Origin of the sequence: Mycobacterium mantenii, assembly GCF_001667865.1 — a bacterium.
GTDB classification, from domain to species: Bacteria; Actinomycetota; Actinomycetes; order Mycobacteriales; family Mycobacteriaceae; genus Mycobacterium; species Mycobacterium mantenii_A.
This window is the reverse complement of sequence record NZ_LZJP01000042.1, coordinates 128,484-141,550: the sequence shown is the minus strand read 5'-3', so window position 1 is coordinate 141,550 and position 13,067 is coordinate 128,484. Positions and strand designations below refer to the sequence as shown.

14 protein-coding genes, 5 tRNA genes and 2 pseudogenes are annotated in these 13,067 nt (G+C 64.5%); 11 read left to right on the top strand and 10 right to left on the bottom strand.

Annotation, left to right across the window (positions count from 1 at the left end):
• Positions 1–118 precede the first annotated feature (118 nt).
• Together A5688_RS27675 and A5688_RS07175 are read left to right on the top strand one after the other, a co-directional pair.
• Positions 119–283 carry a hypothetical protein gene (locus A5688_RS27675; RefSeq protein WP_165606884.1) on the top strand — a complete coding sequence of 55 codons (165 nt, stop codon included), beginning with the start codon at positions 119–121 and terminating at the stop codon, positions 281–283.
• Between the two features lie 13 nt (positions 284–296).
• The gene (locus A5688_RS07175) at positions 297–728 is read left to right on the top strand and encodes a tautomerase family protein (RefSeq protein WP_067829273.1); all 432 of its coding nucleotides are present in this window, start codon (positions 297–299) and stop codon (positions 726–728) included.
• Between the two features lie 6 nt (positions 729–734).
• Here the strand turns inward: A5688_RS07175 and A5688_RS07170 are convergent, their stop codons facing one another.
• The gene (locus A5688_RS07170) at positions 735–2,015 is read right to left on the bottom strand and encodes a cytochrome P450 (RefSeq protein ID WP_067909960.1); all 1,281 of its coding nucleotides are present in this window, start codon (positions 2,013–2,015) and stop codon (positions 735–737) included.
• A gap of 258 nt (positions 2,016–2,273) precedes the next feature.
• Between A5688_RS07170 and A5688_RS07165 the strand changes: the two genes are divergently transcribed.
• The 3 genes from A5688_RS07165 to A5688_RS07155 all read left to right on the top strand — a co-directional run bounded on the left by A5688_RS07165 (position 2,274) and on the right by A5688_RS07155 (position 5,499).
• Positions 2,274–2,828, top strand: a complete 555-nt coding sequence (locus tag A5688_RS07165) for a TetR/AcrR family transcriptional regulator (RefSeq protein WP_067829607.1) — start codon at positions 2,274–2,276, stop codon at positions 2,826–2,828.
• A 183-nt stretch (positions 2,829–3,011) separates the two neighbouring features.
• Entirely contained in the window at positions 3,012–3,851 is an 840-nt protein-coding gene (locus A5688_RS07160; RefSeq protein ID WP_067909962.1) for a mycofactocin-coupled SDR family oxidoreductase, read from the top strand.
• Between the two features lie 271 nt (positions 3,852–4,122).
• Complete coding sequence (locus A5688_RS07155) at positions 4,123–5,499, top strand: TIGR00366 family protein (RefSeq protein ID WP_067829611.1); 1,377 nt, start codon at positions 4,123–4,125, stop codon at positions 5,497–5,499.
• A gap of 35 nt (positions 5,500–5,534) precedes the next feature.
• Here the strand turns inward: A5688_RS07155 and A5688_RS07150 are convergent.
• From A5688_RS07150 to A5688_RS07140, 3 genes are all read right to left on the bottom strand, one after another.
• A tRNA-Ser gene (locus A5688_RS07150) sits at positions 5,535–5,617 on the bottom strand.
• 119 nt (positions 5,618–5,736) lie between these two features.
• Positions 5,737–6,621, bottom strand: a complete 885-nt coding sequence (locus A5688_RS07145) for a nucleotidyl transferase AbiEii/AbiGii toxin family protein (protein WP_067909965.1) — start codon at positions 6,619–6,621, stop codon at positions 5,737–5,739.
• Positions 6,618–7,241, bottom strand: coding sequence for a type IV toxin-antitoxin system AbiEi family antitoxin domain-containing protein (locus tag A5688_RS07140; protein WP_067829614.1), 624 nt, complete (start codon positions 7,239–7,241; stop codon positions 6,618–6,620). The genes A5688_RS07145 and A5688_RS07140 overlap by 4 nt, the downstream gene beginning before the upstream one ends.
• A 320-nt stretch (positions 7,242–7,561) precedes the next feature.
• Between A5688_RS07140 and A5688_RS28060 the strand changes: the two are divergent.
• Both A5688_RS28060 and A5688_RS07135 read left to right on the top strand, forming a co-directional pair.
• Positions 7,562–7,973: pseudogene (locus A5688_RS28060) on the top strand (hypothetical protein); the annotation flags it as partial.
• A gap of 31 nt (positions 7,974–8,004) precedes the next feature.
• Complete coding sequence (locus A5688_RS07135; protein WP_067829286.1) at positions 8,005–8,346, top strand: DUF2834 domain-containing protein; 342 nt, start codon at positions 8,005–8,007, stop codon at positions 8,344–8,346.
• A 3-nt stretch (positions 8,347–8,349) separates the two neighbouring features.
• Here A5688_RS07135 and A5688_RS26750 read toward each other — a convergent pair.
• The 4 genes and pseudogenes from A5688_RS26750 to A5688_RS07120 all read right to left on the bottom strand — a co-directional run.
• Positions 8,350–8,647, bottom strand: a pseudogene (locus tag A5688_RS26750) (integrase core domain-containing protein); the annotation flags it as partial.
• A gap of 116 nt (positions 8,648–8,763) precedes the next feature.
• Positions 8,764–8,837: transfer RNA gene (locus tag A5688_RS07130), tRNA-Phe, on the bottom strand.
• A 27-nt stretch (positions 8,838–8,864) separates the two neighbouring features.
• Positions 8,865–8,941 (bottom strand) — tRNA-Asp (locus A5688_RS07125).
• A gap of 29 nt (positions 8,942–8,970) precedes the next feature.
• A tRNA-Glu gene (locus tag A5688_RS07120) sits at positions 8,971–9,043 on the bottom strand.
• Positions 9,044–9,167: 124 nt separating this feature from the next.
• On the opposite strand from A5688_RS07120, the gene A5688_RS07115 reads away from it, so the two are divergent.
• Positions 9,168–9,243 (top strand) — tRNA-Lys (locus A5688_RS07115).
• Positions 9,244–9,283: 40 nt separating this feature from the next.
• On the opposite strand, the gene A5688_RS07110 is transcribed toward A5688_RS07115, so the two are convergent.
• Positions 9,284–10,183, bottom strand: coding sequence for a class I SAM-dependent methyltransferase (locus A5688_RS07110; protein ID WP_067829289.1), 900 nt, complete (start codon positions 10,181–10,183; stop codon positions 9,284–9,286).
• Between the two features lie 118 nt (positions 10,184–10,301).
• On the opposite strand from A5688_RS07110, the gene A5688_RS07105 reads away from it, so the two are divergent.
• Both A5688_RS07105 and A5688_RS26745 read left to right on the top strand, forming a co-directional pair.
• Positions 10,302–10,799: a nucleoside deaminase gene (locus A5688_RS07105; RefSeq protein ID WP_067909968.1), complete on the top strand. Its 498-nt coding sequence runs from the start codon at positions 10,302–10,304 to the stop codon at positions 10,797–10,799.
• 124 nt (positions 10,800–10,923) lie between these two features.
• Complete coding sequence (locus A5688_RS26745; RefSeq protein WP_082951068.1) at positions 10,924–11,127, top strand: zinc transporter Slc39a7; 204 nt, start codon at positions 10,924–10,926, stop codon at positions 11,125–11,127.
• 21 nt (positions 11,128–11,148) lie between these two features.
• Here A5688_RS26745 and A5688_RS07095 read toward each other — a convergent pair whose 3' ends face one another.
• Complete coding sequence (locus A5688_RS07095; RefSeq protein ID WP_067829297.1) at positions 11,149–12,222, bottom strand: oxygenase MpaB family protein; 1,074 nt, start codon at positions 12,220–12,222, stop codon at positions 11,149–11,151.
• 67 nt (positions 12,223–12,289) lie between these two features.
• Between A5688_RS07095 and A5688_RS07090 the strand changes: the two genes are divergently transcribed.
• Complete coding sequence (locus A5688_RS07090) at positions 12,290–12,904, top strand: TetR/AcrR family transcriptional regulator (RefSeq protein WP_120312492.1); 615 nt, start codon at positions 12,290–12,292, stop codon at positions 12,902–12,904.
• Positions 12,905–13,067: the final 163 nt, after the last annotated feature.

Sequence of the window (13,067 nt, the reverse complement as noted above, 5' to 3'; positions counted from 1 at the left end):
CTGCACTGGTGACCATCAATTATGGTCGGGTAGCCGACCGGCTAGTCTCTGAGTCGGCGGTTCGCGAAGGAGCGGCGGCGATGGCGAAATTCGGCGTGGGTGTCATGAGCTCTTTGCGGTGGGAACACCCGACGACGTGATCGGACAGATCGCGGAGTCTCGCGAACACGGCCTGCGTTACCTCGTCGTGGGCAATGCCGATGCGATTCAACCGAGTCTGGGCAAGAGCGCGTCCGCAACCATGCCCTACATCAAGGTCGTTCGGGGCTTGGGGAAGCTGTGAGGAGGGTGCCGCAATGCCGATGATCGACCTGACCTTCGTGCGCGGCTCGGTGGACGAGGAAGCACTGAGCCGATTGGCAGACGAATTGGTCACCGTGTTGCTGCGGGCCGAACGCGCCCCGGACACACCGTTTTTGCGCGACAACACCTGGGTCTACCTGCACGCCAAGGACCCCACCGAGCTTTCGGTGGGCGGCCGCGGCCCGGGTGCCGCCCGGTTCAGGATCGACCTGACGGTGTTCGAAGGTGCGCTGTCCAAGGAGCCCAAAGAGCAGCTGGCCGCCGACGTGCACGCTGCGGTGTGCGCCGCGGCGGGAATCGACCCACAGGGCCAACGAGCGTTCCACGTATGGACGTTGATCCACGAAATCCCCGAAGGAAACTGGGCCGGCGGCGGCAACATCATCTACTACCGACAGGTCAAAGGCCTTGCGGCACAGGACTAACGCCCGTCAGTCGGCCTGGGCGAACTCGATGTACAGCTCCTTGAGCCCGCGCAGCAGGAAGGTGGGCTCGTAGCGGTACTCCCGGTTGAGCACCACGCCGTGCTTGGCGTCGCTGATCCGGATCTCGCGCGTGCGGTCCAGGAGCCGGTTGATGGTCACCTGGCCTTCCACGCGCGCAAGCGGTGCGCCTGCGCAGGTGTGTATTCCGCGTCCGAAGGCGATGTGCTCACGAACATTCTTCCGATCGACCTGAAACTCATTCGGATTCTCGAACTTTCGCGGATCACGGTTGGCCGCTCCCAGGCACAGCATGATGACCGTGCCGGCCGCGATCCGCACTGGACCCAGGGTGGTGGTCTTGCGAGCCAGCCGGAAGTCGACCTTGGTCGGGCTCTGCATGCGCAGCGCCTCTTCGACGAACGAGCCGACCAGGCTTCGGTCGGCCCGCAACCGCGCCTGCAGGTCGGGCTGGTCACCGAGAACCTGAACCGCGGCGCTCAGCAGCTTGGTCACGGTCTCCTGGCCGGCCGCGAACAGGAAGGTGGCCGGTCGGACGACCTCCAGTAGCGGTGGGGTCGAGCCATCGGGGTAGGTGGCGGTCGCCAGGCCGGTCAGCACGTCTTCGCGCGGGCGTTCCCGCCGGTCGGCGATGTAGCCGCTGAACAGGTCGTCGAGGTACTGCAACGGGTTGCTGCCCACCGGTTCGTGATCGAGCGCGCCCACCCTGGCGCCCGGCGCGTTACCGCCGCCGAGATTGCGGCGAATCTCCGGGCGGTCCCCGTCGGGCACCCCGAGCAGATCGGCGATCGCCAGCGTGGCGAACGGCTTCGCGTACTCGCCGAGGAACTCACACTGACCGTTGGCGATGAACTCGTCGAATTGCCGGTCGGCCAACCGCCAGATGTAGTCCTTGTTCTCCTGCAGCCGACGCGGAGTGAGCAGCCGCCCGAGCAGGGAGCGCGCCTTTTCATGTTCGGGCGGGTCCATGACGACCATGTGCTCGAAGATCGGGAATTCGTGGCGGTGCGCTTCGATCTGGTCGCTGATGTCATCCCCTTCCGGGGTGAACGGCAGCGGGGGAAACGGCCCGCCGATCGCGTTGACCGCGGAGAACGAATCGACGTCCTTGAAAGCGGCCTGGACCTCCTGGTACCCGGTCACGGCCACGACTCCGTAATGCGGCTCGCGGAACACCGGGCCGCGGCCGCGCAGATAATCCCAGTAGGCATAAGGATCTTGCGCGATGTCGGCGTCGGTGAAGTAGTCGACGTCGGCGAGTTCAGTCATGAGTTCGATTCCTTTTCCCGGCCTACGGTGCAAGGCAGGACGTCGACGCGCCCTCGGTGGCCGCGGCGTCGGTTTGCGAACAGGCGGTCACCTTCATCCCGGCTCTTTGTGTACTAACAAACTGATCGATCGACCAAACTGTTAGGATGCGGTATGCCTACCACGGATCGCGCAGACCGGTCAAGCAAAGCGGGTGCGCCCAATCCGCCGGCGACCCGCCAGAACAAGAAGAGCACCGAGGCCGGGGCGCGCGGCAAGCTGATCGAGGCCACCGCCCGCCTCATGCGCGAGGAAGGCTACGCCGCGGCCACGTCCCGGCGCGTGGCCGCCGAGGCAGGCGTCAAGCAGGCCCTGGTCTATTACTACTTCCCGACGATGGACGATCTGTTCGTGGAGGTGCTGCGGGCCGGTGCCGAGACCGCGCTGGCGCGCATGCGGGCGCTGCTGACCGAGGACGATCCGCTGCGAGCGCTGTGGGTGATGAACAGCGACTCCGCCGTGACGGCGTTGAATGCCGAGTTCATGGCACTGGCCAACCACCGCAAGGCAATTGGCGCCGAGCTGAAGGCCTACGCCGAGCGAGTACGCGACATCGAGACGGCGGCCGTGACGATGGTGCTGCGCGCCAACCACATCGATCTCGATGAGTATCCACCGGTGGCGATCTCGATGCTGATCGCGCAGGTGGCGCGCAGTCTGTGCAACGAGAGCGCCGTCGGGGTCACCCAGGGGCACGACGAGCTACGCGCGTTCGTCGAACGCCAGCTGAGCCTGCTGAAGACACCCGCGGCCACCCCGGCGCCGCGCGGCTAGGAGCGGCCGGCCGCTTAGTGGGAGCGGCGCGTCGCGTCGGCGCCCAGAAATCCCGTCGGACGGTTGACAGCGCGGGCGAATGGTGCCACCCTTCCTGATCGATCGACAAAACATTCAAAGTCGACAGACAGGGACGCGCCGGGCCATCGTCATCCCGGCCTCTCGGATCGGTGAGGTGCAGTCATGGGCGGAAGAGTTGAGGGCAAGGTTGCGCTGATCACCGGCGCCGCCCGGGGCCAGGGCCGCAGCCACGCGGTGCGGCTGGCGCAGGAGGGCGCCGACATCATCGCGGTCGACATCTGCACGCCGATCAGCAGCAGCAGCGAGATTCCGCCCTCGACGCCGGACGACCTGGCCGAGACGGCCGACCTGATCAAGGGCCTCAACCGGCGCATCGTGACCAACGAGGTCGACGTGCGTGACTACGACGCCCTGAAGGCGGCGGTGGACGGCGGAGTCGAACAGCTGGGCCGGCTGGACATCATCTGCGCGAACGCCGGAATCGGCAACGGCGGACAGACTCTCGACAAAACACGGGAAGACGACTGGCGCGACATGATCGACGTCAACCTGTCGGGTGTCTGGAAGACCGTCAAAGCTGGTGTGCCGCACCTGATTTCCCAGGGCCAGGGCGGATCGATCATCTTGACCAGCTCGGTCGGCGGCCTCAAGGCCTACCCGCACACCGGTCACTACATCGCCGCCAAGCATGGCGTCGTCGGCTTGATGCGCGCCTTCGCGGTGGAACTCGGCCAGCACTTCATCCGGGTGAATTCCGTTCATCCGACCAACGTGAACACGCCGATGTTCATGAACGAGGGCACGATGAAGCTGTTCCGGCCCGATCTGGAAAACCCCGGCCCGGACGACCTCAAGGTCGCCGCGCAGTTCATGCACGTGCTGCCGGTCGGCTGGGTCGAACCGGTGGACATCAGCAACGCGGTGCTGTTCCTGGCCTCCGACGAATCGCGTTACATCACAGGGCTTCCGGTCACCGTGGACGCCGGGAGCATGCTCAAATAGCGGCATCCCACGGTTGCCGGACCGACCCAACGCCCCGTCAGCCCCGGATCGCAACGTGGTGGCTACGCACAGTTCATCTCCCGTCATGTTCAGGCCTCATCAGTTCCGCCATTACGATCAGCCAATGCGCGCGGTCGAACGCGAGCTGGCCAGAGAACCCGAGGGCAGGTCGATGACGACGAGCGAAGAACCGAAGGCCGTAACCGAGGCGCCCGAGCCCGAACAGCCAAGCGCGTCAGACGAAGAACATAAACCCAGACACCCCGGCGTCATCCAGGCTTTCACCGCGCTCTGTGTCCGGTATGTCGAACGGCTGATGCCCGACCCCTACCTGTTCGCGGTCATCCTCACCGTCATCGTCGCCGCGCTGGTCGCGCTCTTCGTGCACGGCGCCTCGCCGAGCGGCATGCTCAAGGCCTGGTATGGGGGCGTGTGGGGATCGCAGAATATCTTCACCTTCGCCTTCCAGATGGTCTTGATTCTCGTGACCGGCTACACGCTCGCCGAGGCACCGGTTTTGAAACGGGCCATCGTCTACATCGCGAACAAGCCGAGGAACCAGGTGCAAGGGGCCCTCCTGTGTTTTGGCGTGAGCGCTGCACTGTCCCTGCTGAACTGGGGACTCGGGCTGGTCGCCGGGGCACTGATCGCCCGCCAGGTCGCGAAGCGCTTCACCGACACACATTTCGGATATCTCATCGCGGCGGCATTCATGGGTTTCATCGTCTGGACGCAGGGCCTATCGTCGTCGATCGCGCTGGCGAACACGGACGACGGCAGCCCAATCAACGTGATTCACAAGATGACTGGCACCACGGTGCCGCTGCGGCTGACGATCTTCCAGCCCTACAGCTGGCTGTCGGTGATCGTCGTGCTGGCGCTGCTCGCGCTTGCGATCTGGCGCATGCACCCGGCGCAGAGCCTTGCGCCCGATCCCGCTGTGTTCGAGGACGAGGACCAGTCCGAGGTCAAGGCCGAGGGCAGGCGATCGTTCGCCGAATGGCTGGAAAACCAGTGGATTCTCAACGTCCTCGTGTTCGCCGCGGGCATTGCCTACTTCTGGCTCAGCGGCTTTGCGCTGAACATCTCGTCGATGATCATGCTGTTCACGATCACGAGTGCGCTGCTGCACCGCACGCCGATCCGGTTCATCCGGGCATTTACCGGCGCGGCGAAGGTGTCTGGTCCGCTGCTGCTGCAGTACCCGCTGTACGGCGGTCTGGTCGCGCTGCTCGGCTACGCGCCCCCGCAGGCCGCCGGCAAGGCCGTGCCTCTGCAAACGCTGCTGGCCCACGGGCTCGTGAGCGGCGCGACGCAGTACACGCTGCCGTTCTTCACCTTCATCGGCTCGTTGATCATCAGCTTGTTCGTGCCGTCCGGCGGCGGGCACTGGGCCGTGCAGGGCCCGATCGCGATCGACTCCGCCCGGGCGGTCGGTCAGACCTCGCCGGGCTACCTCGGGTTGATATCCATGGCGGTCGCCGTCGGCGAGGGGGTCGCGAACATGATCCAGCCGTTCTGGTTGCTGCCCCTGCTCGCGATCGCGAAACTCAATGTCCGTCAGGTGATGGGCTTCACGATCGTCGCGTTCTTGATCGGGTTGGTGGTGTTGGGTGCGACCACTCTGATTGCGCCTTACGTGGTTTGACGCCGCGCCAGATCAAGGGCGTTGATGTCGTTCTGTGGTGGCCAGGGGCGGGATCGAACCGCCGACCTTCCGCTTATCAGGCGGTTCCAGGGCCGACAGCTTTCCGTTTGCCCTGGTCAGGAAGGTGCATATCGGACGTGTTGGACGTGGTGGAGCACCCGTTCTGAAATTTTGGCCCTATGACTTAGGTGCATACGCGCTGCTGGCTGGACTGGCGCGTTGCGGAGTCGTTACGCTTTACAGTTCGCCGCGTGCTGCGTCTATCCGCGCAACAAATCGCTGCACGACCTCCGCCGCCTCTTCGGCTGTCGTTGCAAGTTCAAGGTGGTCCAGCCCTTCCAGCGCGGCGGAATAGATAGCCGGCCAGTGTGAGAGCGCGGCCACTGTTGGCGGCCATGGATGCTGCGCGCGGGCTTCAAATACGGCAATACATGCGCTGCGCGTCGACGAGAGTTCCGTATACGGCAGCAGCCAGTCGAGAAGTTGCAAGTCCACGAGATCGTGTGCGCGGTCGTTCACCCTGTTGTCTTCAAGCACTGCGGTGACGGCGTGGAGTTTTTGCGCGATTTGCCATGGAACAGTCATGCACGGCACGGATACCGGCGCAGGGCCCCCGACAAGGCCCAGTGCGTCCGAGGTGAGGACGTCGAACTGGTCGGCATTGCCAGCCTCGACGGTCGAGACCTCGATCGGAACAGATGCGAATGGCTTGCCGTGGTAGTTCAGTTTGGCCGTGAATCGGCGTGGCTTCACCGGCATACCCGGAACGTCGATCTCCTCGGGGACGGTGAAGATCGCGGTGAACCCTTCCCACCCTGCCTCGCCGGCCTCGGCGAGCTGCTCGTGTACTTCTTCAATGTCGTGTCGTGCGACGGTGTCGAAGTCTTTGGAGGTCCGCGAATCGGGGATTCCCCGCCGCATTTCTAGCGATGATCCCCCTTTGACCAATAGCAGCGGAGCACCGCTGTCATCGGTGAGCATGGCCGCGAATTGTGCAACGACGATCATCGCGACGTGGCGTTGCAATCGGCCGAACACCACCCCTTGCCGTTGCGCTGCTTGCGTGAGCCGATCACGCAATGAACGTAGGTTCGTCGGTGGTGACGAATAGGGCTGGCTCACGCCGACGCCCCCTTGGTGCGCACGCGCGGGCTGACAGGGGGGCCATCGAGTGCGGCGCGCAACTCAGCCGCCGGCGCACGACGAAGCATGCCCTCTGCTTCGGCCCGGTCGATCGCAGTCCGAAGCTGATATGGATCAGTGCCCATGTCTAGGCAGTCTTTGATAGTCCGAGCGACCGTTGTGACGGGTATGGCGTCGACCGACGTGATGTCGGCTGCCGGGAGATTGCGACGGTGAAGTCGGTACAGCTCACCCCCGGCTGCACGTGGATGGTTGTCACGCGGGACGGTGAGGTGAATCCGCGAAGGGTTGACATCAGCAAGAGCGTGAAGCGCCAAGGCCGACTCATGCGAGATGGCGCCTCGGCCCAAAGTCCACGCCACCGCAGCGGCGAGATCATCGTGCTCTCCACGCGGAAGAACTGGCACTCGGTAGACGCCACGACCAGCACGCACTAGACGGCCGCGCGCGGCCAGGAGGCGAAGCTGCACGGGATCGACCCCGATATCCCGCGCATCACGCGTTGTGACGTAGCCATGCTGCTCGGCGGCAAGCTCAACGAGCTGATCCCAGATCGCCATGTGCGCAATCGTATCAAATAGATACGATTGCGCACACAATTGCACTCGCGCTCCTGGCTGTTTCCAGACCCCTCACAACTGATTTACGGTCCGCAACGAGCGTGATCCAGGTAGATCCCGCGGTCCCCCGGGGACCAGACATCAGTGTCGGGCGCAGCCTCGACTACTAGTGAGGGGGACCCGTTTGGTAGTCCAGTCGCTACGCGGGCTTGGTTGTTGATGGGCCTTGGTTTACCGCAGCGCGAACTCGGCCGGGATGAGTTCACCATAAGCGGAGTGGGGCCGGTTGGCGGTGAAGTCGCGCCGCCAGTCTTCGATGATCACGCGGGCTCACCTCGGTATGGCGGTACTCGTCGACCGTGAGGGACGTGAGCGAAATGGAGCACGCCCAAGTTGCGATTAAGGCGTTCGAGATCGCCTATGGCCACGGATCCCGGGGTGGTCGCGAAGATCGTCGAGGCGCCGTTGCTGCTGGACTTCTACAAATATCCGGCCGAGCTCTGGGTTCACCCGCGCGCCGCAAACCCGATTGGTCGATATTCGCGACCGTGCGCTCGCCGACCAAAGTGACCAGGGGCCCGCGCGTTCACGTGCGGCCGGTATTGCCATGGCCTACAAGGTAATTGAGTACTCATGAGCACGCTTGCGGGCCGTCAACGCCCCGCGCTTACTCGCCTCGCTCGTGGCGGCGCGGTGTTCCACAAGGCCAAAACTGCTCGAACGCCTCATCGGAATCACGCTCACCGAAACAACCCGATTCACAGGTATTGACAATTGCTCTCACGACAAAATACTGACGGGTATGACCGCTGCCCGAAGAAACCTCTGCATCCTTTACGGTGCGATCGCGCTGGTGGCGCTCATCGCCACGTGGGCGCACAACGTCGCGTATTTCTCGGCCGGCGGAGACACCGTCGACTTCCTCGCCAGCTGTTTCGCGAATCACGCGGTCAGCTCCATGACCATCGACCTGACACTTGTCTCCGTCGCTGCGCTGGTCTTCATGGTTGTCGAGGCACGCAGGATCGGCGTCAATTACCTGTGGGTGTACGTCGCGCTGGGGTTCGTCGTCGATATCAGCGTTGCCGTTCCACTCTTTCTCATCGCCCGGGAGCGGCGTCTGGCGCAGCTCCAGGACGTTTGACTTGTCGGCCCGCCAGTCTTCGATGATCACGCGGGCCTCCAGCAGGGAGCCGAACCGCCAGAAGTTGAGCAGTTGTCACGGAGCCGGCCGTCGAACGATTCGATGAAGGCGTTCTGCCACGCGAGCCGGGATCGATGAAAAGTGAACCGGCTTTGTTGAATCGGCACCAATCGGCCGCAGCGTGCGCGACGAACTCCGGGCCGTTGTCGAAGCGCACATAGGGCGGCGCACCGTGCACCAAGGCGAGGCAATCCAGCACGGCGACGAGACCGTCGGCATCGATGCTGTGGTCGACCTCGGCGGACGATCCACCGCGGAGAAATTTGGCCCAATCTTGGCCCTATAAGCACGGCGCGGATCGGCTCAGAATGGCGGTAAGGTTTGGAACGAAGTCGTCTGAACTGCACGAACTTTGAGTGGCCAGGGGCGGGATCGAACCGCCGACCTTCCGCTTTTCAGGCGGACGCTCGTACCGACTGAGCTACCTGGCCGGAAGGCAGCGAATGCATCGCCGCGCTTGGCGACCCTGACGGGACTCGAACCCGCGACCTCCGCCGTGACAGGGCGGCGCGCTAACCAACTGCGCCACAGGGCCTTGCTGCTGCTCCGCGTCACCGCGTCGCGTACCCCCAACGGGATTCGAACCCGTGCTACCGCCGTGAAAGGGCGGCGTCCTAGGCCACTAGACGATGGGGGCCAGAACCGAATCACTCCGGGGTACTCGCAACGTGGTTTCGTTGGGAGCCACGTCAGCTTAGGTCACGGTGTGCCCAATCCTCAAACGAGCCGCGTTTTCGGCCCAAGTATCCTGAATCTCCGCGGCCCCTATAGCTCAGTTGGTAGAGCTACGGACTTTTAATCCGCAGGTCCTAGGTTCGAGTCCTAGTGGGGGCACCACACCGCGCACGGCCCAGGCCGTGGGCACTCCGGTCACGGCTCATCGCCCGAGCACCGCGCTGCTGTAGGTGACGTCGGCGAACGCCGCGGCGACGTCATCGTCGGCGTAGACAAACCCGTTGGCCGCATGCAACTCCGCAATGGTTTTCGACGAGGTCTGCCAACCGCGTTGACTCAAGTGGTCGACGATGTGGCTGCGCTGCCCGTGGTAGACGAGATCGTTGAAGTCGATCTCGAAGCCCAACTCGCTCATCCGGTCGTGATGGGCGCGCCACCGCGGGTCGGTGAAAACGGCAGTGTCAGGGACGAATTCGAAGGCGAGACGGCTGCCGGGAGCACTCAGCGTCGTGATGTTGTCGAACAGCGCGTCCTGGGCTTCGTCCGGCAGATAGACCACCAGGCCTTCCGCGCTCCACGCCGAGGGGGCCTGCGGGTCGAATCCGGCCGCCTGCAGGGCCGAGGCCCAGTCGTCGCGCAGGTCGATGGCGACGGTGCGCCGCTCGGCGGTCGGCTCGGCCCCCAGGTCGCCCAGCGTCAGGGTCTTGAATTCGATCACCTCCGGCATGTCGACCTCGTAGACGACCGTTCCCTCCGGCCACGGCAGCCGGTAAGCGCGGGAATCGAGGCCCGATGCAAGGATCACCACCTGACCGATGCCGCTGCGGGTCGCGTCCAGAAAGAATTGGTCGTAGAACCGCGTCCGGCAGGCCATCCCCTGCGCCATGCGCTGCGGATCGAACTCCGTGTTCGGGCCGGCCCCGATTTCGCCGTTCACCAGCCGGACGTAGACGTCGATCCCGACCGCCCGCACCAGCGGCGCCGCATAGGGGTCGTCGATCAACTTCGCGTCCGAAGACAGGGCCCGCTGGGCGGCCACCATGGTCGCCGTCGCCCCGACACTCGTCGCAAGATCCCAACGATCACGTTCGGTGCGCGCCATGGTGCCCCCTTCAACCGGGTCCGAAAAAACATAGACAATCTAGTTAGTATCACAGGCCGCAGCCCGGCCCGCGGGACTACTCTCCGACGTATCTGCTCCCGTTCACGCCGGAGGACCCGTGACCGATTTCGCACAGCGGACGATCGACCTGGCTCGCCGCAATGTGACCGAGGGCGGCCACCCGTTCGCGACGGTGATCGTCCAGGACGGCACGGTGCTCGCCGAGAGCGCCAACAAGGTTGCCCAGACCAACGATCCCACCGCCCACGCCGAAATCCTGGCGATCCGCGAGGCCTGCATCAAGCTGGGCACCGAGCACCTCGTCGACGCCACCATCTACGTGCTGGCCCATCCGTGCCCGATGTGCCTGGGCTCGCTGTATTACTGCTCGCCCAGGGAGGTCGTTTTCCTGACCACCCGGGACAGCTACGAGCAGTACTACCTCGATGACCGCAAATACTTCGAGGTGTCCACGTTCTACGACGAATTCGGCAAGGAATGGAACCAGCGACGACTGCCCATGCGCTACGACTCCAGAGACGACGCCGTGGAGGTTTATCGACTCTGGAACGAGCGCAACGGCGGCCGCCGGTCGACGGTCGTCCCGTCGGCCTGAACCGCGTCCTTGGCAGCGGTAGCGGCCTTCACTAGTATTTGCGTATACATGCAGATAGCGGCAAAGGCCGGAGACCGCCGCGGGCCAGCAGCCACACGGCATTTCACCCGAGGAGAGAACACCGGTGAACGAACAGCACACCCACGACGCGCCGCACGCGCACGAACACCGGCACGGGGACGTGACGCACGCCCACGCGCACACGAGCCACGAACATGACCACGTCGAGCACGAACACTCGCACGCTCACGCCGACGGCACCGAACACACCCACCAGCACGTGCACCAGGCGGGCCTTGAGGACGTTCACGGACACCCCCACGCATAGCGCGCACAGTGCCGGCGCGGCTCAGGGCACCATCGGGCAGTAATGCTTGGGGTCGCCGCGCTCGTCTTCGGGCGGCAGGTTGCGCGCCGGGGTTTGCACCAACGGCGTGTCGAGGGGGATCCGCCCGCTGGCGCGGTCCAAGCCGGCCCGGGCCCGCGGGTGCTTGCGGAACCTGCTGGGCACCAGGGCGAACACGCCACGAACGACATCACCGAAGCGCCGGTGCAGCCACTCGTCGCGCCGTGACCACCGGTAGCCCATCAGCTCCCGCACCGGTGGGTCGTACAGGCCGACCGTCACCCAGACGAAAAACGGCGCCAGCAGCTTGCGCTGCGCGGCCCACAGGAAATCCGGAATCCATTGCGCGAATGGGGGTTTCGGTAGCTCGGTCAGGTCCAGGACGGCCCGCGCCGCCCAATTGTTCTCCAGCACATTGCGGCACATGTGGTCCCAGTAGGCCTGGAATTCCTCCCAGGAACCCGGCACCGGCCGCATGCTCATGCCATACATGCGGTACCACTCGACATGTTCGGCGAACAGCTGGCGCTTCTGCTCCTCGGTGATCCCGCCGCAGAACCGTTCGGCCACGTGAATGGTGCCCATAAAGAAGGTGGAGTGCGCCCAGTAGAAGACGTCGGGGTTCAGCGCGTGGTAGCGCCGGCCCTGGTCGTCGACACCCTTGATGTCGGTGTGGTAGTCGCGGACCTCGGCACCGGTGACCGGCGCGCGTTCACCGTCGAAGACGACTCCGCCGATGGGATACAACGAGCGCAGCAGACGCGGCCAGCGCTCGCGGAAGAACGTGGAGTGATCGATGACCGCCGCACCCAGCTGCGGATGCATGTTCTGCATCGATCCCGCCCACGGGCCCTGGAGCATGCCCCGCCAGTCCCCGAAGTACCGCCAGGTCAGCGAATCGGGCCCCAGCGGTGCCGGGGGCGCGTCGTACCCCGCCGGGGACACCGGGCAGCCGCCCGCGACACCGTCGGAGGCGTCGGTCGGCCCGGCCGAAACCGACTGCTCAGCGGTGGCGACGGCATCGCCGTCTGCTACGTCGCTGGTCAGAGGGCGCGATGCGGACGTATCTTGAGTCACTATTGGATTCCTGTAGGTATCGTGAATTTTGACTACAACCGTTGTCACTTTAGAGCTTAGGAGCGATGTGCAGACGGGTCAACGACGGGGACGCTGGACCGGCGTCCCCTTGGAGAGTCGCCTCGCGCTTCGCCGTGACAACCTCATAGGCGCCGGCGTGCAGTTGCTCGGCAGTCCGGGCGGCCCGGCGCTGACCGTGCGCGCGGTCTGCCGGAAGGCCGCGCTGACCGAACGCTATTTCTACGAAAGCTTTGCCGACCGTGACGAATTCGTGCGCGCGGTGTACGACGATGTCTGCACGCGCGCGATGACCACCCTGACGTCGGCGACGACCCCGCGGGAGGCCGTCGAGCGATTCGTCGAGCTGATGGTCGACGACCCGGTCCGCGGTCGCGTGCTGTTGCTGGCGCCGGCGGTGGAACCGGTTCTGACCCGCTCCGGCGCGGAATGGATGCCCAATTTCATCGACCTGTTGCAGCGCAAGCTATCCCGGATCGGCGACGCCGTGCTGCAGAAGATGATCGCCACCAGCCTGGTCGGCGGGCTGTCGAGCCTGTTCACCGCCTATCTACACGGTCAGCTGGGCGCCACTCGCAAACAATTCATCGACTACTGCGTCAACATGCTGTACATCACGGCCGCGCCGTACGTCCCGGCCGCCGAGCTCGGCAATTCGCAGTAACGCGCGTTTTCTTTCGCGTTGCATCGGCAAGTCGTACAACTAGACGTAGTGACTGTGCGAGCTTGAATCGGCATCAAACCGTCACGTGGCGCACCGGGTGGGGAACTTGATGCTACTGAAGTACACAGATATATTGACTGCTACCCATCGACACAGATAACTG

Bases quoted from the DNA above. Each gene is read 5' to 3' on its own strand.
- A5688_RS07175 (WP_067829273.1), top strand. From the start codon at position 297: ATGCCGATGATCGACCTGACCTTCGTGCGCGGCTCGGTGGACGAGGAA.
- A5688_RS07170 (WP_067909960.1), bottom strand. From the start codon at position 2,015: ATGACTGAACTCGCCGACGTCGACTACTTCACCGACGCCGACATCGCG.
- A5688_RS07160 (WP_067909962.1), top strand. From the start codon at position 3,012: ATGGGCGGAAGAGTTGAGGGCAAGGTTGCGCTGATCACCGGCGCCGCC.
- A5688_RS07135 (WP_067829286.1), top strand. From the start codon at position 8,005: ATGACCGCTGCCCGAAGAAACCTCTGCATCCTTTACGGTGCGATCGCG.
- A5688_RS07110 (WP_067829289.1), bottom strand. From the start codon at position 10,183: ATGGCGCGCACCGAACGTGATCGTTGGGATCTTGCGACGAGTGTCGGG.